Here is a 22,571-nt window from a genome sequence, read left to right as displayed (position 1 = left end):
TGATCCACTGCGTATTAGTGATCGAAGAATTGGCCTGGCGCTCGATAAAATGCAAGACTGAGCATGAAACGCGCGGCAATCGCGCACGACGGGGAGGTTCTGACGTGGCGCAACCCGGAGCCGGGATGGCAGCCGACATCGCCGAACAGCCCGCCGGGTTCGCGCGGATGCTCGAACCGGCGCACGCCGACGCGATCGCCGGCGTCGCGGCGGCGATCGCCCGGCGCCGCCCACGGCACGTCGTCTTCACCGCGCGCGGCACCTCCGATCACGCGGCCCTCTACGCCGCGTACCTGACCGAGATCCGGCTCGGACTCCCCGCCGGACTCGCCTCGCCCAGCGCGATCACCGTTTACGGCGCCCGACCCGACCTCTCCGACGCGCTCGTCGTCGGCGTGAGCCAGAGCGGCGGCTCACCGGACCTGGCCGAGGTGCTCCGGGTGGCGCGGACGTCGGGCGCCCTCACCGTCGCGGTGACCAACAACCCGGAGTCACCCCTCGCCGCCGCGGCCGAGCTGTCGGTCGACGTCGCCGCCGGCCACGAGCGGGCCGTCGCGGCCACCAAGACCTACACCGCCGAGCTGCTCGCCCTGCTGATGCTCGTCGAGGGCGTACGCGCGGGCGACGGCGCGCTCCCCGCCGAAGAGCTCACCGCGCTCCGCGCGCTGCCGCAGCTCGCCGCCCGTACCCTGGACGATCCGACCGCGCGGGAACTCGCGCCCCGCTACCGGTTCGCGGCCCGGATGGTCACGACCGGGCGCGGGTACGCCTACCCGACCGCGCGCGAGGCGGCGCTCAAACTGATGGAGACCTCCTACCTGCCGGCGCTGGCGTTCTCCGGCGCCGATCTGCTGCACGGACCGCTGGCCATGGCCGACCCCGACGTGCCGGTGCTCGCGCTCGTCGGCAACGGACCCGGCGGTGCGTCGATGCGCGAGGTGGTCACGAGGCTGGGGGACCGGCGGGCGGACGTGCTCGCCGTCGGCGCGGCCGCCGGCGACGTGCCGGCCGCCGCGCGCATCGCCGTCCCGGAGGTCGATGAGCGGTACGCCCCGCTGCTGGACATCCTGCCCCTGCAGCAGCTCGCCATGGCGCTGGCGTTGGCGCGCGGGGAGGACCCCGACGCGCCGCGCGGCCTGAGCAAGGTCACCAGCACGCTCTGACCGGGGCGTGGCAGGCTAGCGCTGTGTCCACGCTGCGCGATCTCGTCGAGGAGCACACCGGCCTCGGGCCGGTCGACATCGACCACCTGCACCGGCTCGCCGGTGACTGGCAACTTCTCTCCGACCTCTCCTTCGCCGACCTGCTGCTCTGGGTGCCCGTGGAGGGGGAGGAGTCGTTCCTCTGCGTGGCCCAGGTACGGCCGACGACCGCGCCGACCGCCTATCAGGACGACCAGGTCGGCCGGATCGTCGGCGGGCCCGAGGTCGGCCACCTGACGATCGCCTACAGCCAGGGGCGGATCTGGCGGGAGGGCGACCCCGTCTGGTACGGCGACACCCCCGCCCGGCACGAGGCGATCCCGGTGCGGCTGCGCGCCGCCGACGGGGAGTCCGGCGCGGTGATCGCGGTCGTCGGGCGCGACACCAACCTCTCCACCGCGCGCACCCCCAGCCAGCTCGAACTCAACTACCTCACCACCGCCGACGACCTGGCCCAGATGGTCGCCGACGGCACGTTCCCGCCACCGCGCCACCCCGGCGAGACCACCTCCGCGCCCCGCGTCGGCGACGGCCTGGTGCGGCTCGACGCCGGCGGCAAGGTCACGTACGCGAGTCCCAACGCCCAGTCGGCGTTCCGCCGGCTCGGCTTCGCCTCGCACCTGGTCGGCGAGGACCTCCCGGAGCTGACCCGGCGGCTCGCCGACGACCCGCTCGAAGGCACCGACGCAGCCAACCGGGTGCTCGCCGCGCTGCGCGGTGAGGCGCCGGCCCGCAAGGAGGTCGAGGCCCGCGGCGCGATCATGCTGGCCAGGGCGCTGCCGCTGATGCCCGCCGGCGTGCCCATCGGCGCGCTGGTCCTGGTCCGCGACATCACCGAGGTACGCCGTCGGGACCGGGCCCTGATCACCAAGGACGCCACCATCCGGGAGATCCACCACCGGGTCAAGAACAACCTGCAGACCGTTGCCGCGCTGCTGCGCCTGCAGGCCCGCCGGGTCGGCCAGCCCGCGGCGAAGGCCGCGCTCGAGGAGTCCGTACGCCGGGTCGCCTCGATCGCGTTGGTGCACGAGACCCTCTCGATGTCCAGCGACGAGGCGGTGGAGTTCGACGGAATCGTGGATCGCGTCGCGACCGCCGCCATGGAGGTGGCGACCACCGAGTCGACCGTGACGGTGCGCCGGCAGGGGACGTTCGGGGTACTGCCGGCCGAGATAGCGACTTCGCTGGTGATGGTCCTCAATGAGCTCCTGCTCAACGCGGTCGAGCACGGCTTCCCATCCCCCGGTGAACCGGACGGTGCGGGTGCGCCGGCCGAGGTCGTCGTCTCGGTGCACCGCTTCCGCAAGCAACTGCACGTCACGGTCGCCGACAACGGGCAGGGGCTGCCGCCGGAGTTCGACGCGGAGAGCAACGGACGGCTCGGGTTGCAGATCGTCCGCGCGCTGGCCACCGGTGAGCTGCGGGGCACGATCGAGCTGCGCAACCGGGCCGAGGGGGGCACCGAAGCGGTGCTCGTCGTGCCGCTCGGCAAGCGGTGAGTCCGGCGCCGCGGCGTCGGGAAAGCTAGCGGCGGGTCAGCAGGGCCACGGTGAGGCCCGGCACGGGCCAGACCCGGTCCACGGTGAACGCGTCCCGCAGGGCGGTGAGCTTGGGCCGCGCCATCCCCTGCAGTGGGTCCCTCCTGTCTCCCACGGTCAACACCCAGACCCGGTCGGCCCCGGCCAGACAGCGCGCCGGCTCGGCGCACTCGCTGGCCCAGAGGCTGGCCCGCTGCGTCTGGCTCCGCGTGGCGAGCACGTCGCGCGGGCGGTCGTCGCCGAGGTGGTAGGCGACAGCGGTGTCGAGGAAGGCCCAGCCGGTGCGGGACCCGTAGACGATGGTGTCGCCCGGCCGCTGGTGGGCGCCGATGATGCGCGCCGCCGCCGAATACTCGCGCGGCGCCGACCGCGGCCACTCGTGCGTGCGTCGGAGTCCGGCCTGGGCCGGGGCGCCGAACACGCAGACCGCGAGCACGATCAGCATGGCTGCCCGGAGTTGGATGGTGGCGAGCGCGGCGGCGGCCAACAGACAGATCATCGGCACGGTGAAGACCAGATAGCGCGGCACGAAGATCTGCATCGCCATTCCGGCGAGGAAGAGCAGCGCCGTGGGGAGCAGAGCCGACATCCCCAGCAGGTGCGCCCAGCGGTTCCGCAGGGCCCAGCCGAGCGCGGCCAGTCCCAGCACCATGCCGCCGACCGCCGCGGACTGGAAGATGCCGCCGGGCAGGTCCGGCAGGGCCGAGAGCCGCGACCGCGACACCCATTCCAACTGCTGCCCCTGCTGCGTCACACCGAGCACCAGCAGCGGCGTCAGCGCCAGACCGGCCGTGGTCACGGCGGGCACCCAGCGCAGCACCCGCCGGTCCGCGTTTCGCCGCCACACGAGCAGCACGGCCACCGCGTGACCGGCGACGAGGGTGACCGCGACCAGGTGGGCGAGGCCCAGCGCGGTGACCGCCGCCCCGTAACCCAGCCACCGCCGCCACGACGGCCGGTCGAGGGCGCGGACGAGCAGCAGCGTGGCGACCACGGCGAGCAGCGTCGCGAAGGCGTACGACCGGGCCTCCTGCGCGTACCGGGAGGTGGTCGGGAGCACCGCGAAGAGCAGCCCCGCGATCAGTGCGACGCGGTTGCCGAAGAGCCGCGCGCCGAGCCGGGCGGTGAGGGCCGCGGCCGCGGTCATGCACAGGATCCCGGGCGCCCGAAGGGCGACGATCGAGTCACCGAAGAGTGCGGTCCACCCGTGCATGAAGAGGTAGTACGGCGCGGAGACGGCGTCGATGTTTCCGACCAGCCGCAGCAGTTCGTCGGCGGGGCGGCTCGCCGCACTCCACGTCGCCAACTCGTCCCGCCACAGCTCGGCGTCGTCCGCCCGGAACGCGGTGACCAGGAGGGTCAGCAGCGCCGGCCAGAGCCACACCGTCCGGCCGAGTCGGCGCGCGAGGTGGGCAGCGGTCGACCGCCGGGGAGTCGGCGGGCGCGTCGGGGTGGCCGCGGCGGGCACCGTCCGCACCGCGCGTCGACGCAGATTGATGGTCGATTTCAATGTCATGGCAGGTACTCGTCCCCGAGGTCGCGGCGTTGTGGGACCTGTCCCGCCGGCGCGACGTCGCCACGTGAAGCACACCACACACAGACCGCCTGATGGGACGTCATTCACGCATCGCTGGCCGCTCCTGCGACGGTATGGCAACATGCTGTTCATGACCGCTGCCGTTGACCGCCGCTTCGTGGTTCGCCGCCACGTCGACTACGGCCGCGTCCGCAGCGCGATCTGTCCGGCCTGCTGACGGCCGCCCGCCGAGCTTCTCGTTCCGGGCGCGCAGCGCGCCGGCCTTCCTTGACACAGTCGTCGCTGGCCCCGTATCCGGGGTGGCCGTAGCGCTCGCGCGTCGCCCCCGCCGCACCCAGCAGACATACGGAGGACGCCGACATGGCGGTCAACAGCACGCCGGCCACACCGGTACGTCGTCGCCGAGGTGAAGGGCAATGGGCGCTCGGGCACCGTGAGCCGCTCAACCCGAACGAGCGCAACAAGAAGGACGACGATCCGCTCAACGTCCGGGCGCGCATCGAGAACATCTACGCCAAGGGCGGCTTCGCCTCGATCGACCCCGCCGACCTGCGGGGTCGGTTCCGCTGGTGGGGCCTCTACACCCAGCGCAAGGCGGGCATCGACGGCGGACGCACGGCCGTGCTCGAGCCACACGAGCTCGAAGACGAATACTTCATGCTCCGCGTCCGGGTCGACGGCGGCCAGCTCAGCCTCGAGCAGTTGCGCACGATCGCCGAGATCTCCCGCCGCTACGCCCGCGACACCGCCGACATCACCGACCGGCAGAACATCCAACTTCACTGGGTTCGGGTCGAGGACATGCCCGAGATCTGGCGGCAGCTCGAGGCGGTCGGGCTGCAGACCACCGAGGCGTGCGGCGACTGCCCCCGGGTCGTGCTCGGCAGTCCGGTCGCCGGCATCGCCGCCGACGAGAAGCTCGATCCGACGCCGGCGATCGACGAGATCATCAACCGCTATGTGGGGAACAAGGAGTTCTCCAACCTGCCCCGCAAGTTCAAGACCTCGGTCTCCTGGCTCGCCGACACCCCGTACGAGGTGAACGACATCTCGTTCCTCGGGGTGGACCACCCCGATCACGGACCGGGCTTCGACCTGTGGGTCGGCGGCGGCCTCTCCACCAACCCGATGCTCGCCAAGCGGCTCGGCGTCTGGGTGCCGCTCCAGGAGATCCCCGACGTCTGGGCGGGCGTCGTCGGCATCTTCCGCGACTACGGCTACCGCCGGCTGCGGCACCGCGCGCGGCTGAAGTTCCTGCTGGCGGACTGGGGCGTGGAGAGGTTCCGCGAGGTCCTGGAGAAGGACTACCTGGGCCGGGCGCTCCTCGACGGTCCCGCGCCGCAGCTGCCGGAGAAGCCGGTCGACCACATCGGCGTGCACGAGCAGCGCGACGGGCGGTTCTACGTCGGGGCCGCGCCGGTCGTCGGGCGGGTCTCGGGCACGCAGCTCGCTCAGCTCGCCGACACCGTCGCCGCGCACGGCAGCAACCGGATCAGCCTCACGCCCTACCAGAAACTGCTCGTCCTCGACGTCGCCGGCGACCGGGTCGAGTCGCTGGTCACCGCCCTTCGCGGCATCGGCCTGGAGGCCCGGCCCTCGACCTGGCGGCGGTCGACGATGGCCTGCACCGGCATCGAATACTGCAAGCTCGCCATCGTCGAGACGAAGAAGCGCGGCGAGGAGCTGGTCGCCCGGCTGGAGGAGCGACTGCGCGACTTCGACGCCGACCTCTCCATCCACATCAACGGCTGCCCCAACGCCTGTGCCCGCACCCAGGTCGCCGACATCGGCCTGAAGGGTCAGCTCGTGGTCGGACCGGACGGCCGCCAGGTCGAGGGCTTCCAGGTGCACCTCGGCGGCGGGCTCGGCATGGCCCAAGGGCAGACCGCCGGCTTCGGCCGCAAGGTGCGCGGCCTCAAGACCACTGCGCAAGAGCTTCCCGACTACGTGGAACGGGTGGCCCGCCACTACCTGGCCGGGCGCACGGAGGGCGAGACGTTCGCCCAGTGGGTCATCAGAGTCGACGAGGAGGAACTGCGATGAGCGAGCGTAGCGAGCGAATCGGCAGGCTCAGCGCCTTAGCGCCTCATGGCGGCCGCGAGCGGAGCGAGGGGGCGTCATGAGCAGCGAGAACCGAGCGGCTCCTCTGTACTGCCCCTACTGCGGGGAGGAAGACCTGCGGCCGAACGAGGAGTCGCACGGCGCCTGGGAGTGCCACGCGTGCGCCCGGGTCTTCGTCGTGAAGTTCACCGGCCTGCTCAACCGGGCGGTGGGTCGGTGAGCGCGAGGAGTGAGCTTGCGGCAGTCCCGCCGCTTCCGGCCGCTGAGGCATGGGCAGTCGCGAACGTGGGGAGGCACGGATGAGTCCCGTCTCGGCCGTCAACCTGGGCCTGGTGACCCTCGGCGGACCGGCAGCCACCGATCCCGCGCGGCGTGACCCGCAGGAGCTCAAGGCGCTGGCCGACGAGGCCGGGCGTGAGCTGGAGGGCGCCCCGGCCGAGGAGATCGCGCGATGGGGTGCGCAGACGTTCGGCGACCGCTTCTGCGTGACCAGTTCGATGGCGGATGCCGTCCTCGCCCACATCGTGTCGCGGGTGGCGCCCGGCGTCGACGTCGTCTTCCTCGACACCGGCCTGCACTTCCCGGAGACGCTGAGGGTCCGCGACACGGTCGCGCGCACGCTGACGGTCAACGTCCGGTCGATCCGGCCGCGGCTCACCGTCGGGCAGCAGGACGGCGAGTACGGCCCGCGGCTGTTCAACAAGGCGCCCGACGAGTGCTGCGCGCTGCGTAAGGTCGAGCCGTTGGAGCGGGCCCTCGGCGACTACGACGCGTGGGCCGCGGGCCTGCGCCGCGACGAGTCGCCGACGCGGGCCAACACGCCCGTGGTGCAGTTCGACGCCCGGCGCGGCAAGGTGAAGGTCAATCCGATCGCGGCCTGGACCCAGGCCGACGTCGACGCCTACATCTCCCGCTGGAACGTGCCGGTCAACGAGCTGTTCAAGCAGGGCTACACCTCGATCGGCTGCTGGCCGTGCACCCGCCGCACGAAGGCCGGTGAGGACGCCCGGGCCGGCCGTTGGGCGATGTTCGAGAAGACCGAGTGTGGCCTGCACGTATGAGTGACAGGGACGGTGTCCGCGCCGGCTCGCCGCTCGGCGAGGCGGCGCGGGCGCGTACCCCGATCGTGCTCGTCGCGCATGGCAGCCGGGATCCCCGAGCCGCCGCCGCGACCCGTGCCCTGGTCCGGGCGGTCGCCGCGGCGCGCCCCGGCGTGGAGGTCCGTGCCTCGTACCTGGACCACACCCTGCCCCGTCCCGCCCAGGTGCTCGGAGCCCTCGAGTCGGCCGGTCACCAGCGGGCGACGCTGGTGCCGCTGCTGCTGACCGAGGCGTTTCACGGCCGGGTCGACATTCCGGGCGCGGTCGCCGCCGCGCGGGCGGACGGGCTGCGGATGCCGGTCGTGGTCAGTGACGTCCTGGGGCCGCGGGTCGGCGGCGAGGTTGACGCGCTGCTCCTGGCCGGGCTGCGCCGGCGGTTGTGCGCGGCGGGGGCGGGGTTCGACGCGGTGGTGCTGGCGGCGGCGGGGACGCGGGATCCGGCTGCCCGCCGTACGGTCGAACACGCTGCGGCGGCGCTCGGCGCGTCGCTCGGGCTGCCCTGCCGGGTCGCGTACGCATCCGCGGCCCCGCCGACCGCCGGTGAGGCGGTCGCTGAGTTGCGGAGGCGCGGTGCCCGGCGGGTCGGCATGGCGACCTACTTCCTGGCGCCCGGGCTGCTCTACGAGGCCGCCGCGGCCTCGGCCCGCGCGGCGGGCGCGGTCGCCGTCGCGGATCCGCTGGAGGGGGCGCCGGAAATCGCCGAACTGGTGCTCGCGCGGGTGGCGGCGACGGAACCCTGGGTGACCGTGTCCCGGGCCGCCTGACGCGCCCCGGCGGACCCCTGACGCGCCCCGTGCCGGTCACCGGCTCGGACACAGAGAGTGATCACCGATCGGGTGAACGAATTCGGTGATCGACGCGTCATTCTTCCGGTCCGGGAACGCAGAAACGCCCTGGAGAAACCCCAGGGCGTTCCGTGCGTGTGTGAATCGTCAGGCAGAGTGAGCGCGCAGGACCCGCAGGCCGCCGCGGCGCTTGACGGCGCGCCGCTCCTCTTCGCTCATCCCGCCCCAGACGCCGGCGTCCTGACCAGACTCCAGTGCCCACTGCAGGCACCCGTCGGTCACGGAGCAGCGCCGGCAGACATTCTTGGCCTGCTCGACCTGCAGGAGCGCGGGGCCGGAGGTCCCGATCGGGAAGAACAGCTCCGGGTCCTCGTCGCGGCAGGCAGCATCGTGGCGCCAGTCCATGGCGGCAACACTCCTCATTCTGGATCGGTGGCAGTGAATGCTTCGAACTTCTATATGCGTCCGCGACGCCAGTCGCGACGGTGTGCATCTGTCGCGTAGGCAGCGCGTGAGCAGGCTGGTGAAGCCAGTGGAAAACTGTCTGGAGCCCTTTACTAAAGAACTGTCCAGGCAGCATGCCGGTTACTCGGTTCGCTTGTGAATACTTTCACGAACTCACCCGATGTCAAGAGTGGTGCTGGGAAAAAATTCGCTCCGTGAGCAAGCTCACGACCTATTTGTCTGTTTTCTAGCGCTCGCTGGCACCCTGTGTACGACAGTCAAGAATCAATGTAGTACGGTCCCGCCGACATTGCTGCCTTTTCCGGCATGTGTCCCCCGAGTGGCTGGTCACTCTACGCAGTCTTGCGCGTCAGCAGATGACCCGCAACGCGTGGGACACGGAAGTGAACCGGACCTTCTGCCGCTCACCAAGGTAGTCACCATCGAGCTGAAACGCTTGCGGGCGGGACGCCACCAGCGTGAACTCCGCTACATCATGGAGCCGCAGCACCTGCCGTCCACGCGGGTTGGGACTGCCGGAAAGGATCTGCGTCACGGTGCGGGTGGTGCTCGGCACATGGAGCTGTCGCAGCCCCATCACATCGAGCCCGAGATCGAAGGACGCGTCGGGATTGGGGTTGACCGGCCGACTCCCGAGATAGGTCCACGGGGCGGTGTTCTGGATGATCACCGTCGCCAACTCGACCTCGTCGGGTTCGTCCGGCCGCTCCAACCTGATCGCCGGATGTCGCCGGTTCATGCCGACGAAGTAGTGGCTGACCGCCGAGCGGAGATAGAGGGCCGGCGTGGAGACGCGGCCCCGGAGCCGGGCGCGCTCCACCTCGCGGATCACCGCGGCGTCCAGGCCGAACCCCGCACAGAACGTGAAGTACCGCTCATCCGCGCGCCCCAGGCCGATCGTGCGGAACCGGCCGACCCGCAGACCCTCGAGGATCATGCTCGTTCCCTCGGCCCACTCCCGCGGCAGGCCGAGCGCGCGCGCGAAGACGTTGGTGGAGCCGCCGGGCACCACCGCCAGTGCCGGCAGTCGTTCGGCCGGCGGCTGCGCCAGGTCGACGGTGGGCGGCACGGACGTCATCAGGCCATTGACCGCCTCGTTGACCGTGCCGTCGCCGCCCAGCGTGACCACGAGGTCGATACCCGCCTCCGCGGCTTCGCGGGCCAGCGACACCGCGTGCCCGCGCCGCCGGGTGTACTCCACCGTCAGATCGACCTCGCTGCGCAGCGCCCGGACCAGGACGTCGCGGCTACGTTCGCTGGTGGTGGTGGCTTTGGGGTTGACCACCAGGAGGGCCCGCATGGCGGCACTGTACTCCGCGGCCGCAGGTATCGTTGTCGCCCGTGACCATCGACGCCGACGTTCCGCCCGCCCCGCTGCGCTGGGCGATCTGGCTGCTCACCGCGGAGGCGGCGGCTCTGGGAGTGGTCGCGGCCTTCCTGGTGTACGAGGACCTCACCGCCCGGGCGCACGATGTCGTGTCGGCGCTCTTCGTCACCGGATTCGCCGTCGGCGGCGCCGTCGTTCTCGCACTGCTTGCCCGCGCGCTAGGGCGGCGTCGGGCCGGGGCCCGCGCGCCGGCGATCGTGCTGCAGTTGATGCTGCTCCCCGTCGGCTACTACATGATCGTGGGCGGCCTGGCCTGGCTCGGCGCCCCTCTCATCGTGCTTGGCCTGGCGGTCTGCGCAATGCTGGTCAGTCCGCAGGCCACCAGGGCGCTCGGACTCGGCTGAGCGCGTCTGCGACAGGCGTTGCGCCGCGCCGGGCGCCTGGTGTGCTTCGTGCGTCGGCCGGCCTAGGCTGTGACGCGTGACTGTCCAGCAGGCGGTGCGCCCGCCGGCCTATCAGGTCCTCGCTGACGAGATCCGCGCTCAGATCACCTCCGGTCGTCTCAGACCGGGCGAGCGGTTGCCGACCGAGCCGCAGCTCTGCGCCCAGTCGGGCGTCAGCCGCAGCACGGTACGGGAAGCGCTTCGACTGCTGGCCAGCCAGCACCTCATCATCACCACCCGGGGAGTGACCGGCGGCAGCTTCGTGGCGCAACCGAGCGCCGACAAGCTCTCCGACTCGCTGACGACCGGCATGAGCCTGCTCCTCTCGACCGCGACCGTGGACATGTCGGAGATCGTGGAGGTGTGGGCGATGCTGGAAGGGCCGGCGGTCGCTCTCGCCGCGGCCCGCCGTACCGAGCACGACCTCAAGCAGTTGGGCGACGCGCTCTTCGACCCGGCGAGCGATTCGGTGGAGACGATGCTCGAGGCGCAGCGCGCCTTCCATCGGGCGCTCGCGGTGGCGACCAGCAATCCGCTCTACGAGCTGCTGACCCGACCGCTGTACCAGCTGTCGAACGAGTGGGAGCTCGGCGCGGTCGCGCCGGCGCGGTTCTGGCAGCGGGTCGACGCCGAGCACCGGGAGATGCTGCGGTGTGTGGCGGCGCGGGACAGCGCCGGCGCGGCCCGGGCCGCGCGGGTGCACGTGGATTTCATCGGCGAGACGCACGCCGCGCTCTGATCCGCAGGTGATGCCGGCGGGCGCGGCGGGCCGAGTCCTCAGCCGGCCGTGGCGCGCCGGGTGAGCAGCCGAATGGTAGCGCGGTCGCCGGTCGCCGTCGCGGACGCGGCGGTGGTCAACGCGGTCAGCACCTTCCAGGCGAACGAGGATTCGGCGGGGAGCCGCGCGCCCGACACGGTCGGCACGGTCACCTCGACCGTGAGCTCGGCATTGGTGACCGCGAACCGGCACTCGAGTTCGGCGCCGCGCGTGGTGATGGCGAGGAGCATCGCGCACGCCTCGTCAACGGCGATGCGGAGGTCCTCGATCTCGTCGAGCGCGAAGTGCAGGCGGGCCGCCAGGCCCGCGGTCGCCGTGCGCAGGACGCTGAGGTAGCCACCGTCCGCGGGCACGGTGAGGAGCACGACGTCGTCCTCGACCGTCGGTTGCGGCTGCGCTGTCAGCTGGCTCACCGGTGCCACCCCCCGTTCGGCGACTCTACCGGTCGGCGGCGGGCTGCGCGGAGCGGCGCAGCGCCAGGTCGTGCAGGGCGGGCCCGGTCAGTCGGTAGGGGACCCACTCGTCCATGGCTGTCGCCCCGATCGCATGGTAGAAGTCGCGGGCGGGATTCCAGTGCAGGACCCACCATTCGAGCCTCGGGTAGCCGCGCTCGACGCAGATCTCGGCCAGGGTGGAGAGGAGCAGCCGCCCCAGCCCGGTGCCGCGCGCCGCCGGGCGTACGTAGAGGTCTTCCAGGTAGATGCCGTGGACGCCTTCCCACGTGGAGAAGTTGAGGAACCACAGGGCGAAGCCCAGCGGCTCGTCGTCGGCGTCCACCCCGACATGGCCGAAGAGCGCCGGCTGCGCGCCGAAGAGGGCGGCCCGCAACTGCTCCTCGGTGAGGTGGCACTGCTCGGGCGCCCGCTCGTATTCGGCAAGCTCGTGCACCATCGCGACGATGGCCGGCACGTCCGAGGGACGCGCCGGCCGAATCATCGGTGCGGTTTGCGGAAGGCTCACGCCTGCTTGGTCTCCCAGAAGATCTTCGAGATCTCGTCGATCTTCTGCAGCAGCTCGTCGGCCTTGGCCGGGTCGGTCGACGCCTTGGCGCCGCCGCCACCGCCGGCGATCTTGGTCGCCTCGTTGAAGAGTTGGTGCAGGTGGGGGTACTTCTCGAAGTGCGGCGGCTTGAAGTAGTCGGTCCAGAGCACCCAGAGGTGGTGCTTGACCAACTCGGCGCGCTGCTCCTTGATGATCAGAGCGCGCGTCCGGAACTCTGGGTCGGTGTTGGCCTGGTACTTCTCGCAGATCGCCTTGACCGACTCGGCCTCGATCCGAGCCTGCGCCGGGTCGTAGACCCCACAGGGCAGGTCGCAGTGGGCGCTGACAACGGTGCGGGGAGTAAACATGCTGGGAAGTCGCATCAGGACCCTCCATGGGTTGCGATCTCGCCGGCGACAGGTGCCGACGCTCAAGGGTGGAATGATCCTCCCTGTCGACCTTATCGCGGATCGGTGTGTCTGGCCCGGGGGAGGTGGGAAAGTGCCGCGACCGGTGTTTGCCGTACTCGTCCGCGGCCCGTCCATGGCGCCGACGCTGCGTCACGGGGACGCGTTGCTGGTGCGACGCGGTGGCCGCCCGGTGCGGCCCGGCGACGTCGTGGTGGCGTCCTTCCGGTCGCGCCCGGAGTTGCTGGTGGTGAAACGCGCGGTCCGCGCGCAGGACGGCGGTTGGTGGGTACGCGGCGACAATGACCTGGTCACCGACGACTCCCGGGCGTACGGGGTGGCGGACGTGGTCGGGCGGGTCCTGGTCCGCTACTGGCCGCGCCCGCAACGCATCGGTTACCGTCCGGTATGACCCTGCTCACCGGCGCCCTTACGCACTGACACTATGCTCGGGCGTCGTACCCGGGTGACCCCCGTGCCGCACCGCCGACCGTCGCTCACCATGCGACCCGCTGGCGGGCCATCACTGCTCGATGTCCCTGGAGTCACCATGTCATCGTCTACTGTGGATCCCTCTGATCCGGTCTTCGCACTGCACCGTGGCGGCAAGATGGCGATTGCCTCGACCGTCCCGCTGACCAGTCGCGAGGATCTCTCCCTCGCCTACACGCCGGGCGTAGCCCGGGTCTGCGAAGCGATCGCGGCCGACCCGGCGCTGGTAGACGACTACACCTGGGTGTCGCACACGGTGGCCGTGGTCACCGATGGTTCGGCCGTGCTCGGCCTGGGCAACATCGGGCCGCGCGGCGCAATGCCGGTCATGGAGGGCAAGGCCGTCCTGTTCAAGCAGTTCGGCGGCGTCGACGCGGTCCCGATCTGCCTGGACACCCAGGACGTGGACGAGATCATCTCCGTGGTGACCGCGTTGGCGCCCTCGTTCGGTGGCATCAACCTGGAGGACATCAGCGCCCCCCGCTGCTTCGAGATCGAGCGGCGGCTCGACGAGGCGCTCCCCATCCCGGTCTTCCACGACGACCAGCACGGCACCGCGATCGTGGTGCTCGCCGCGCTGCGCAACGCCGCGACGCTGCTCGACCGCAAGCTCGCCGACCTGCGCGTGGTGGTCAGCGGGGCGGGCGCGGCCGGCATCGCGGTCACCAAGATGCTGATCGCCGGTGGCGTCAACCCCGGCGAGACATTGGTCTGCGACTCCCGCGGCGTGATCCACCGGGACCGCGCCGACCTGACCCCGACCAAGGCCGAGCTGGCGTCGGTCACCAACGCGGCCGGCCGTACGGGTGGGATCGAGGCCGCGCTGGTCGGCGCCGACGTGCTCATCGGGGTCTCCGGCGGCTCGATAAGCGAGGCGGCGGTCGCCGGCATGGCGCCGGGCGGCATCGTGTTCGCGCTGGCCAACCCGACCCCCGAGGTGCATCCGGACGTGGCCGTCCGGCACGCCGCGGTCGTGGCCACCGGGCGCAGCGACTTCCCCAACCAGATCAACAACGTGCTGGCGTTTCCCGGTGTCTTCCGGGGTGCGCTCGACGCACGGGCGACCCGGATCACCGAGGGGATGAAGGTGGCGGCGGCCGACGCGATCGCCGGCGTCGTCGCCGACGCGCTGCAGGCCGACGCCATCGTGCCGTCCCCGCTCGACCCGCGGGTGGCGCCCGCGGTGTCCGCCGCGGTCGCCGAAGCCGCGCGTCGCGACGGTGTGGCGCGAGCCTGACGTTCGATCGCTTCCGCGGGCTGCCCGGCGCCATCGGGCAGCCCGCGGACGTGAATTTTTCCACCGGGCCAGTCCGGCCGCGGACTGCTAGCGTGCGGATCATGCGTGCTGCCTTCGCCTCCGCGTTCAACGATGACAACCCGCTCGCCGCGCTGACCGTCGGTGACCGACCGGAGCCGGAGCGGCCCGACAGCGACTGGGTGACCGTCGACGTGCGGGCCAGCTCGCTCAACCACCACGATCTGTGGTCGCTGCGGGGCGTCGGTCTCACCCAGCAGCAGCTGCCGATGATCCTCGGCTGCGACGCGGCGGGCGTCGACCCCGCGGGCAACGAGGTCGTGGTCTACCCGATCGTGCTCGACCACGACGACCCGCGCGGCGCCTCGATCCTCTCCGAGCACTACCAGGGCACGCTCGCCGAACGCGTCGCCGTGCCGCGCGGCAACCTGCTGCCGAAGCCGGCCGAGCTGTCGTTCACGGACGCCGCCTGCCTGCCCACCGCCTGGCTGACCGCCTACCGGATGCTCACGACGAAGGGCCGGGTCCACGAGGGCGAGAGCGTGCTCGTCCAGGGCGCGGGCGGCGGGGTGGCCACCGCCGCGGTGGTGCTCGCCGTCGCACTCGGCAAGCGCGTCTACGCCACCAGCCGCGACGCCGCCAAGCGTGAGCGGATCGCCGAGCTGGGCGCGACCGCGCTGGAGCCCGGCGTCCGGCTGCCGGAACGGGTCGACGTGGTGATCGAGACCGTCGGTGCCGCCACCTTCGACCACTCGCTGAAGTCGTCCGCGCCGGGCGCCCGGATCGTCGTCTCCGGCGCCACCGCCGGCCACGAGCCGAAGGTCAACCTGCGCCGCGTCTTCGCCATGCAGCTGGAGATCGTCGGCACGTCGATGGGCACCCCCGTCGAGCTCGCCGCTCTGCTGCAGCTCTGCGCCGAACAGGACATCCGGCCCGTCGTCGACAGCGTCCACGGCTTCTCCGCGGTCGACCAGGCGTTCGCCCGGCTGCACTCCGGGGACGTCTTCGGCAAGGTGGTCGTCGACCACACCCGCTGACGCGCCCTACAGCCGGTTGTCGAGCACGGCGAGGCCGTCCCGGGTGGCCTCGCCGGGAAGACGCCGTTTCGCGGCCGGGTCGCCGTAGAGGGTCCAGCGCAGAAATTCGACCGTCGTGTCAGCCACGACGGTGAAGGCGCGGTCTCCGGAGCGGAGCAGGGATCCGCCGTGGTCGCCCTCCGGCAGGCTGAGCATCGCCTTGGGCCACGGAACCTTGTCGTACGCCGCCTTGCCCGCGGCGTACGACACGATGTCGTCGAGGCGACCGTGGACGAAGAGCTGCGGAGCGCTGGTGCCGCTGAAGGCCGTACCGACGCCGAGGGCGCTGCCGGCGAGCACGATGCCGGCGACCAGCCGCGGATCCCGCCCGGCGGTGAAGAGGCCGACGGTGGTGATCCCGCCGGCCGAGTGGCCGGCGGCGGCGACCCGCCCGACGTCGAGATGACCACGGAGGGGATCGCCCGCCCTGCCGTCGAGGGCGAGGAGCGCGGTGAGCACCTGCGACGCGTCGGCGGGTTGGTTGATCACGTCGAACACGTCGAACCGGGGAACGTCCCGGCTGGTGTGCGGGTACGCCGGAGCGGCGACGACGAACCCGGCGGCGGCCCAGGTGGCGAGCAGCGGCGCGTAATCCTGGGGGCGGCCGGAGAGACCGTGGCTGAAGAGAACGACCGGAAAACGGCCCGCCGCGACGCCCGCATCCGGCCGGGGAGCGCCGCCGGCGGTGCCACGCGCCGGATACCAGACGGTCACCGGCAGCGGCCGGTCCTCGCCCCGATGCAGAGCGAGCTGCCGGGTTCCGACGGCGGACCTGACCGTCGGCGCGGGCCGGGCGGGCGGTTGTGTCGGCGTCGCGCGGTCGGCACCGGCGACCGGGGACGTCACCGTCGGGGCGGCCGCCGGCCGTGATTCGTTCTGCCGGTCTGAGCAGGCTCCCAGGCCGCCGCTCAGCAGGACGGCGGCGAGCAGGGTGGCGAGGGGTGCGCGACGCATGGGCTCGATTGTGCCGCGCCCGCGGCGCGAGGACTCCCGTACCCCGTGTCGTCAGCCCGTGATGGCCGCCCGGAGCCGGGCGATGTCCACCCGGTCCTTGGTCCGTACGGGCCGCTCCGGCATCCAGACCGGGTACATCTCCTTCAGTTCGATCTGGACGTGCGGGCTGATGACGGGACACGTCACGTCCCCGAGCCGCCCGACCCAGCCGGAAAGCATCCCGGCGGGGTACGCCGTGCCGCGCCACGGTCCGCCGGCGACAACGGGTTCTCCCGTCGCGTCCCGGCTCAGCAGCGCGAAGCTGAGCTCGACGCCGTCCTTCACGAGGTCCCGTTGCTGCTCCGGCGGGGGTCCGGGATCGTCGGCGTAGCCGCGGCCGCGCAGGAGGGCGGTGAGCGCGTCGGCGTCGGCCGCCCAGCAGAACCAGTCCACGTCGCGGTGCGGTCGGGTCACCTCGCCGAGGAGCAAGTCCATCGCCCAGCCGCCGCGTAGCCACACCTCGATGTTGGATCCCGCAGCCAGTTGCGTCACCTCGACGATGATCCGCAGTTGCCGCGTGGTCGAGCCGTCCGTCATTGGACCGAGCGTAGGAGGCAGCGGGTACGGGGGCATCCGCTTTCGGCGCTCAGATCCGTCCCTCCCAGCGGGTGACGCCGGGGCGTTGCGCGTCGGCGGGGAGGCGCCCGCGGGCGGTGGCGTCGCCGTAGAGCGTCCAGCGCAGGAAGTCGGTCATGGTGGCCATGATCTGGTCGAAGCCGGGCTGCCCCGGGCCCATGTACTCGCCGTGCCGCTGCCCGGGCAGTGTGAGAAAGCCCTTCGGCCAGGGCGTCCGGTCGTACGCCGACCGCGCGGTCGCCAGCTTCACGGTCGGATCGGCCCCACCGTGCACGAACAACATGGCGGCCGGGGGTCCGCCGAAGGTGTCCCGCATGCCGCCGGCGATCACGATGCCGCCGCGCAGCCGGGCGGAGTGACCGCGGGTGAACATGCCGGCGGTGGTGTAGCCGCCCGCCGAATGGCCGGCCGCGGCGACCCGTGCCGTGTCGAGGCGCCCGGCGAACAGATCTCCGGGGACGTCGTTGAGGACCCTCACCTGGTTGATGACATGCCACGCGTCGGCGGGCTGATTGCGGACGTCGCCACGATCGAAGCGGGCGGTCCGCAGGTTGGTGTACGGGTAGGCGGGCGCCACCACGACGAATCCGGCCGCCGCCCAGCGCGTCGTCAACGCGGCGTGATGGGCGGGCATGCTGTGCAGACCGTGGCTGTAGAGCACGATGGGAAACCGGCCGTCCGCGAGGGGGACGTTGCGGCGCGGTGCGTCGCCGGCCGACCCGGAGGCGGCCGGGTACCAGGCGATGGTCGGCAGCGGGCGGGCGGTGCCGCGTCCGAAGGTGAGCGTACGCACGCCGACGGCGTACGCCTGCTGCGGCGCGGCTGCGGCGCGGGGCGCCGGAACCGGTGCGGCGATCGCCTGCCCGCATGCGGTGAGCGCGACCGGCATCAGCAGGGCGATCACCCCAGTTACCAGCCGCTTCATGCTCACTTGATCGACAGTAGACGGACAGCCGCCGTTCGAGGCCAGCTTTCCGGTCCTCCTGCGGCGACCGCGCGGTTGGTGTTATGTGCTCAAGCGGCCGAATTCGGCGCGCCCGCACCCGTCCAGCCTGACGGCCTGCGTGGCCGCCGCGCTGGGGTGGCCCCTGCGGGCGGGTACGGCCAACCCGACTTCGCTAGGGTCTTCGGCATGTCTGACGAGTATCTCGATCCGAGCGGCAGTACCGAAGCGTTCCGTGCGTTCCAGACGACGGAGCCGGCGGCAGTGGCGGAAGAGGCGGCGTCGAAGTTGCCTCTGGTCATCGGCGCGGGTGTCGTCGCGCTGGCCGTGATCGGGCTGGCCGCCTGGCTCGCGCTGGCCTGACCCACCCGTGATCACGACGATCTTGGAGCTATGGCCGACTGCCGAGCGGTAACTCCAAGATCGTCGTGATGGTCGCTATTCGTCCTCGTCGTCGAGGCGCGCGAGCCAGGTGGCGAAACGCTCGACCGGCGTCTCGAACTCGGGGTTGAGGTCGAGGAAGTCGCGGAGCCGTTCGGCGAGCCACTCGACGGAAACCGTCTCCTCGCCCCGCCGCTCGACGAGTTCCTCGATCCCGCGATCGGTGAAGTACATCTCTTCGCTCCAGTGTGCGCCGATCAAGGACTATGCCCGTCGATCAAGGACTTCCGGATCGGAAATCCTTGATCGACGGGACGGTGCCTTCGATGCGGGGTCAGTGCCGGGGGAGAGCCGCCTCGATCAGCGCGCTCTGCTCGGCTTCGTGCATCTTCATCGACCCGACCGCCGGAGCGGCCGCCGCCGGGCGGGAGATGCGACGCAGCCGCACACCCTCCAGGTGCTCCAGCAGGTTGAGCGCGACGAACGACCACGCGCCCTGGTTGGCCGGCTCCTCCTGCACCCACGCGAAGTCCTCCGCGTTGGGGTATGTGGCGAGCACGGCGCGCAGTTCCTCCACCGGCAGCGGGTAGAGCTGCTCCATCCGCACGATCGCGGTGTCGGTGATCTCCCGCTCGGCGCGCGCCTGCACCAGGTCGTAGTAGACCTTGCCCGTGCAGAACAGCACCCGCTTGACCGCCTCGGGCCGCAGCCCCGCCGTGTCCGGGATGACCGGCTGGAACGTCCCCGTCGTGAAGTCCTCGACGGAGGAGATGCAGAGCTTGTGCCGGAGCAGCGACTTGGGCGTGAAGACCACGAGCGGCTTGCGCTTGGTCGACAGCGCCTGACGACGCAGCAGGTGGAAGTAGTTGGCCGGGGTGGTCGGGATCGCCACCCGCATGTTGTCCTCGGCGCAGAGCTGCAGGTAGCGCTCCGGACGGCCCGATGTGTGGTCGGGACCCTGACCCTCGTGGCCGTGCGGCAGCAGCAGCGTCAACGCCGACTGCTGACCCCACTTGACCTCACCGGACGAGATGAACTCGTCGACGATGGACTGCGCGCCGTTGACGAAGTCGCCGAACTGCGCCTCCCACAGCACCAGCGCCTCGGGGTTCTCCACCGAGTAGCCGTACTCGAAGCCCATCGCCGCGTACTCGCTGAGCAGCGAGTCGTGCACGAAGAACCGTGCCGGCTGCTTGGCCAGCGACGAGAGCGGCAGGTAGTCGTTGCCGGTCTCGGCGTCGACCACCGAGGCGTGCCGCTGCACGAAGGTGCCGCGGCGCGAGTCCTGGCCCGCAAGGCGGACGGTGACGCCGTCGGCGAGCAGCGTGCCGAACGCGATGATCTCACCGAAGCCCCAGTCGATGTTGCCCTCGGTGGCCATCTTCGCCCGACGGTCCAGCAGTTGCTGGATGCGCTTGTGCGGAGTGAAGCCCTCGGGGAGCGCCACGTGCGCCTCGCCGACCGCGCGGACCGCCGCGGGGTCGGCCGCCGTCTCGACGGTGGGTTCCGGCTCCGGCTGCCGGCTGCGGTTCGGCCGGGCGCCGCTCGAGGCGGCGTCGCGGGTCGCCTTGAAGACCTGCTCCAGCTTCGCCTGGTAGTCGCGGAGCAGCTCCTCGGCGTCCTCGACCGTGATGTCGCCGCGCCCGATCAGCTCCTCGGTGTAGAGCTTCCGTACGCTGCGCTTCTGGTCGATGATCGCGTACATCAGCGGGTTGGTCATCGACGGGTCGTCGCCCTCGTTGTGCCCACGCCGCCGGTAGCAGACCAGGTCGATCACGACGTCCTTGTTGAACGCCTGACGGTATTCGAAGGCCAGCCGCGCGACCCGCACCACGGCCTCGGGGTCGTCGCCGTTGACGTGGAAGATCGGCGCCTGGATCATCCGGGCCACGTCGGTCGAGTAGAGCGACGAGCGGCTGTATTCCGGCGCGGTGGTGAAGCCGACCTGGTTGTTGACCACGACGTGCACGGAACCACCGGTGCGGTAACCGCGCAGCTGGGAGAGGTTGAGCGTCTCGGCGACCACACCCTGACCGGCGAACGCGGCGTCGCCGTGCACGAGCAACGGCAGGACGGTGTAGCCCTCCAGCTTGAGGTCGATCCGGTCCTGCTTGGCCCGGACGATGCCCTCCAGGACCGGGTCCACCGCCTCCAGGTGCGAGGGGTTGGCGGTCACCGAGACGGTGATCGCGTGCTCGCCGTCGGGAGTGGTGAACTTGCCGGTCTGCCCGAGGTGGTATTTCACGTCACCCGAGCCCTGCGTGGACCTCGGGTCCAGGTGCCCCTCGAACTCCGAGAAGATCTTCTCGTACGGCTTGCCCACGATGTTGGCCAGCACGTTGAGCCGGCCGCGGTGGGCCATGCCGATGACGACCTCGTCCAACCCGCCCTCGGCGGAGGCCTGGAGCACCTCGTCGAGGAGCGGGATCAGCGACTCGCCACCCTCCAGCGAGAAGCGCTTCTGGCCGACGTACTTGGTCTGCAGGAACGTCTCGAACGCCTCGGCGGCGTTGAGCCGGTTGAGGACGTGCTTGTGCTCGTCCGGAGACGGCTTCTCGTACTTCCGCTCGACCCGCTCCTGGATCCAGCGCCGCTCCTCCGGGTCCTGGATGTGCATGTACTCCACGCCGATGCGCCGGCAGTAGGAGTCGCGCAGGACGCCGAGGATGTTGCGGAGCTTCATCTTCTGCTTGCCGGCGAAGCCGCCGACGGGGAAGACGCGGTCCAGGTCCCACAGGGTCAGACCGTGCTGCAGGACGTCGAGGTCCGGGTGCTTGCGGATCTTGAACTCGAGCGGGTCGGTGTCGGCCATGAGATGGCCGCGCACCCGGTAGGCGTGGATCAGCTCGATGACCCGTGCGGTCTTGTTGATCTGCCCCTCGGAGCTGACCGCCACGTCGCGCATCCAGCGCACCGGCTCGTAGGGGATCCGCAGCGCGGTGAAGATCTCGTCGTAGAAGCCGTGCTCGCCGAGGACCAGCTCGTGCATGATCTTGAGGAACTCGCCGGACTGCGCGCCCTGGATGATCCGGTGGTCGTAGGTGCTGGTCAGCGTGATGATCTTGCTGACCGCGTGCTCGGCGAGCGTCTCCTCGGACATGCCGGCGTACGGCGCCGGGTACTCCATCGCGCCGACGCCGATGATCGTGCCCTGGCCGACCATGAGCCGCGGCTGCGAGTGGACCGTGCCGATACCGCCCGGGTTGGTCAACGAGATCGTCGTGCCGGCGTAGTCATCCATGGTCAGTTCGCCGCGGCGGGCGCGTCGGATCAGGTCCTCGTAGGCCTGCCAGAACTGCCGGAAGTCCATCTGCTCGCACGCCTTGATCGACGGCACGACCAGGTTGCGCGACCCGTCCGGTTTGACCAGGTCGATGGCGATGCCGAGGTTGACGTGCTCGGGCTGGACGACGGCCGGCTTGCCGTCCACCTCGGCGAACGAGTGGTTCATCTCCGGGTGCGCGGCGAGGCCCTTGACCATCGCCCACCCGAGCAGGTGAGTGAAGCTGACCTTGCCGCCGCGTCCGCGGGCGAGGTTGTTGTTGATCACGATGCGGTTGTCGACCAGGAGCTTCGCGGGGATCGCGCGCACGCTGGTCGCGGTCGGGACCGAGAGCGACGCGTCCATGTTCTGGACGATCTTCGCGGCGACACCGCGCAGGGTGGTCGTCTGCGCGCCACCCTTGGCCGGAGTCGCCTTGGCGGGGGCCGCCTTCGCGGCGGGCTTCGCCGGCGCCGCGGCCTTGCTCGTCGGCACGCTCGGCGCCGGCGGGGTCGCCGGAGTCGGGGACGGCGCCGGCTTGCTCGGCGCGGTCGCGGCGCGCTCGGCGGCCTTCGGCTCCGGGGAGGTCTTCGCGGCCGGGGCGCTGGTGCCGGCGCGCGCGGCGCCAGCGGCTCCAGCGGAGGCCGCGGCCTCGGTCGGCGTCGCCGTCTGGCCGGACTCGGGCCGGTAATCGGCGAAGAAGTCATGCCAGGCCGGGTCGACGCTGGAGGGATCAGCGAGGTACCGCTGGTACATCTCCTCGACGATCCACTCGTTAGGACCGAAACCCGCCAGCGGGTTCTCCTGCGAAGTCTGCTGGGTCGACACGGCCGGTAATCGCCTCTTTCACGCGGGATGGTTCACGCTGGTGCGCCGCCACACGGGGCTTGAGTGTGAAGACGCTCCCAGGCTACGCCGTGCGCGATCGGCGAGCATTGTCGCACGCGTGTCGTGTCGCGTGTCACAAGC

Annotated in this window: 23 protein-coding genes; 12 read left to right on the top strand and 11 right to left on the bottom strand. The window is 71.2% G+C overall.

What is annotated here, in order from left to right; genetic code table 11:
• The first annotated feature begins 125 nt into the window (after nucleotides 1-125).
• Together AB0J06_RS00815 and AB0J06_RS00810 are read left to right on the top strand one after the other, a co-directional pair.
• Entirely contained in the window at nucleotides 126-1,163 is a 1,038-nt protein-coding gene (locus AB0J06_RS00815) for an SIS domain-containing protein (RefSeq protein WP_357423464.1), read from the top strand.
• 23 nt (nucleotides 1,164-1,186) lie between these two features.
• On the top strand, nucleotides 1,187-2,701 hold the full coding sequence (locus AB0J06_RS00810) for a histidine kinase N-terminal domain-containing protein (protein ID WP_357423109.1): 1,515 nt from the start codon (nucleotides 1,187-1,189) through the stop codon (nucleotides 2,699-2,701).
• A gap of 25 nt (nucleotides 2,702-2,726) precedes the next feature.
• Here AB0J06_RS00810 and AB0J06_RS00805 read toward each other — a convergent pair whose 3' ends face one another.
• A complete protein-coding gene (locus AB0J06_RS00805) occupies nucleotides 2,727-4,256 on the bottom strand; it encodes a glycosyltransferase family 39 protein (RefSeq protein ID WP_357423107.1) in 1,530 nt (509 codons plus the stop codon).
• A 381-nt stretch (nucleotides 4,257-4,637) separates the two neighbouring features.
• Between AB0J06_RS00805 and AB0J06_RS00800 the strand changes: the two genes are divergently transcribed.
• The 4 genes from AB0J06_RS00800 to AB0J06_RS00785 all read left to right on the top strand — a co-directional run bounded on the left by AB0J06_RS00800 (nucleotide 4,638) and on the right by AB0J06_RS00785 (nucleotide 8,202).
• Nucleotides 4,638-6,320, top strand: coding sequence for a nitrite/sulfite reductase (locus AB0J06_RS00800; RefSeq protein WP_357423105.1), 1,683 nt, complete (start codon nucleotides 4,638-4,640; stop codon nucleotides 6,318-6,320).
• Between the two features lie 76 nt (nucleotides 6,321-6,396).
• Nucleotides 6,397-6,558, top strand: coding sequence for a hypothetical protein (locus tag AB0J06_RS00795; protein WP_357423103.1), 162 nt, complete (start codon nucleotides 6,397-6,399; stop codon nucleotides 6,556-6,558).
• A gap of 79 nt (nucleotides 6,559-6,637) precedes the next feature.
• Entirely contained in the window at nucleotides 6,638-7,399 is a 762-nt protein-coding gene (locus AB0J06_RS00790) for a phosphoadenylyl-sulfate reductase (RefSeq protein WP_357423101.1), read from the top strand.
• Nucleotides 7,396-8,202: a CbiX/SirB N-terminal domain-containing protein gene (locus tag AB0J06_RS00785; RefSeq protein ID WP_357423099.1), complete on the top strand. Its 807-nt coding sequence runs from the start codon at nucleotides 7,396-7,398 to the stop codon at nucleotides 8,200-8,202. Before AB0J06_RS00790 ends, AB0J06_RS00785 begins: the two co-directional genes overlap by 4 nt.
• A gap of 168 nt (nucleotides 8,203-8,370) precedes the next feature.
• On the opposite strand, the gene AB0J06_RS00780 is transcribed toward AB0J06_RS00785, so the two are convergent.
• Nucleotides 8,371-8,628, bottom strand: a complete 258-nt coding sequence (locus AB0J06_RS00780) for a WhiB family transcriptional regulator (RefSeq protein WP_357423097.1) — start codon at nucleotides 8,626-8,628, stop codon at nucleotides 8,371-8,373.
• A gap of 409 nt (nucleotides 8,629-9,037) precedes the next feature.
• Entirely contained in the window at nucleotides 9,038-9,988 is a 951-nt protein-coding gene (locus AB0J06_RS00775; RefSeq protein WP_357423095.1) for a diacylglycerol kinase family protein, read from the bottom strand.
• 41 nt (nucleotides 9,989-10,029) lie between these two features.
• On the opposite strand from AB0J06_RS00775, the gene AB0J06_RS00770 reads away from it, so the two are divergent.
• Together AB0J06_RS00770 and AB0J06_RS00765 are read left to right on the top strand one after the other, a co-directional pair.
• Nucleotides 10,030-10,419: a hypothetical protein gene (locus tag AB0J06_RS00770; RefSeq protein ID WP_357423092.1), complete on the top strand. Its 390-nt coding sequence runs from the start codon at nucleotides 10,030-10,032 to the stop codon at nucleotides 10,417-10,419.
• 76 nt (nucleotides 10,420-10,495) lie between these two features.
• Nucleotides 10,496-11,197, top strand: coding sequence for an FCD domain-containing protein (locus AB0J06_RS00765; RefSeq protein WP_357423090.1), 702 nt, complete (start codon nucleotides 10,496-10,498; stop codon nucleotides 11,195-11,197).
• Nucleotides 11,198-11,235: 38 nt separating this feature from the next.
• Here the strand turns inward: AB0J06_RS00765 and AB0J06_RS00760 are convergent, their stop codons facing one another.
• From AB0J06_RS00760 to sodN, 3 genes are read right to left on the bottom strand one after another with little or no spacing between them, the layout of a single operon-like run.
• A complete protein-coding gene (locus AB0J06_RS00760; protein ID WP_357423088.1) occupies nucleotides 11,236-11,649 on the bottom strand; it encodes an anti-sigma regulatory factor in 414 nt (137 codons plus the stop codon).
• A gap of 25 nt (nucleotides 11,650-11,674) precedes the next feature.
• Nucleotides 11,675-12,172, bottom strand: a complete 498-nt coding sequence (locus AB0J06_RS00755; protein WP_357423462.1) for a GNAT family N-acetyltransferase — start codon at nucleotides 12,170-12,172, stop codon at nucleotides 11,675-11,677.
• Nucleotides 12,173-12,192: 20 nt separating this feature from the next.
• Nucleotides 12,193-12,600 carry a superoxide dismutase, Ni gene (sodN, locus tag AB0J06_RS00750; protein ID WP_357423086.1) on the bottom strand — a complete coding sequence of 136 codons (408 nt, stop codon included), beginning with the start codon at nucleotides 12,598-12,600 and terminating at the stop codon, nucleotides 12,193-12,195.
• 118 nt (nucleotides 12,601-12,718) lie between these two features.
• Between sodN and AB0J06_RS00745 the strand changes: the two genes are divergently transcribed.
• The 3 genes from AB0J06_RS00745 (at nucleotide 12,719) to AB0J06_RS00735 (ending at nucleotide 15,408) form a co-directional block, all read left to right on the top strand.
• A complete protein-coding gene (locus tag AB0J06_RS00745) occupies nucleotides 12,719-13,036 on the top strand; it encodes a S24/S26 family peptidase (protein WP_357423083.1) in 318 nt (105 codons plus the stop codon).
• A 138-nt stretch (nucleotides 13,037-13,174) separates the two neighbouring features.
• The gene (locus AB0J06_RS00740) at nucleotides 13,175-14,353 is read left to right on the top strand and encodes an NADP-dependent malic enzyme (protein WP_357423081.1); all 1,179 of its coding nucleotides are present in this window, start codon (nucleotides 13,175-13,177) and stop codon (nucleotides 14,351-14,353) included.
• A gap of 92 nt (nucleotides 14,354-14,445) precedes the next feature.
• Nucleotides 14,446-15,408 carry a zinc-binding dehydrogenase gene (locus tag AB0J06_RS00735; protein WP_357423079.1) on the top strand — a complete coding sequence of 321 codons (963 nt, stop codon included), beginning with the start codon at nucleotides 14,446-14,448 and terminating at the stop codon, nucleotides 15,406-15,408.
• A gap of 6 nt (nucleotides 15,409-15,414) precedes the next feature.
• Here AB0J06_RS00735 and AB0J06_RS00730 read toward each other — a convergent pair whose 3' ends face one another.
• The 3 genes from AB0J06_RS00730 to AB0J06_RS00720 are packed head-to-tail and all read right to left on the bottom strand — an operon-like array spanning nucleotide 15,415 to nucleotide 17,941.
• Nucleotides 15,415-16,401, bottom strand: a complete 987-nt coding sequence (locus AB0J06_RS00730) for a chlorophyllase (protein ID WP_357423077.1) — start codon at nucleotides 16,399-16,401, stop codon at nucleotides 15,415-15,417.
• A gap of 51 nt (nucleotides 16,402-16,452) precedes the next feature.
• A complete protein-coding gene (locus tag AB0J06_RS00725; RefSeq protein WP_357423075.1) occupies nucleotides 16,453-16,977 on the bottom strand; it encodes an aminoglycoside adenylyltransferase in 525 nt (174 codons plus the stop codon).
• A gap of 49 nt (nucleotides 16,978-17,026) precedes the next feature.
• A complete protein-coding gene (locus AB0J06_RS00720) occupies nucleotides 17,027-17,941 on the bottom strand; it encodes an alpha/beta hydrolase (RefSeq protein WP_357423460.1) in 915 nt (304 codons plus the stop codon).
• 207 nt (nucleotides 17,942-18,148) lie between these two features.
• Between AB0J06_RS00720 and AB0J06_RS00715 the strand changes: the two genes are divergently transcribed.
• A complete protein-coding gene (locus tag AB0J06_RS00715; protein WP_357423073.1) occupies nucleotides 18,149-18,322 on the top strand; it encodes a hypothetical protein in 174 nt (57 codons plus the stop codon).
• Between the two features lie 75 nt (nucleotides 18,323-18,397).
• Here the strand turns inward: AB0J06_RS00715 and AB0J06_RS00710 are convergent, their stop codons facing one another.
• Nucleotides 18,398-18,574 carry a DUF6104 family protein gene (locus tag AB0J06_RS00710; protein WP_357423071.1) on the bottom strand — a complete coding sequence of 59 codons (177 nt, stop codon included), beginning with the start codon at nucleotides 18,572-18,574 and terminating at the stop codon, nucleotides 18,398-18,400.
• 100 nt (nucleotides 18,575-18,674) lie between these two features.
• Nucleotides 18,675-22,430, bottom strand: coding sequence for a multifunctional oxoglutarate decarboxylase/oxoglutarate dehydrogenase thiamine pyrophosphate-binding subunit/dihydrolipoyllysine-residue succinyltransferase subunit (locus AB0J06_RS00705; RefSeq protein WP_357423069.1), 3,756 nt, complete (start codon nucleotides 22,428-22,430; stop codon nucleotides 18,675-18,677).
• Between the last annotated feature and the right edge of the window lie 141 nt (nucleotides 22,431-22,571).

The sequence above is a fragment of the Micromonospora sp. NPDC049679 genome, from assembly GCF_040659735.1.
Taxonomy (GTDB): domain Bacteria; phylum Actinomycetota; class Actinomycetes; order Mycobacteriales; family Micromonosporaceae; genus Micromonospora_I.
The sequence above is the reverse complement of the archived record's forward strand: the minus strand, read 5'-3'. Positions and strand labels throughout refer to the sequence as shown.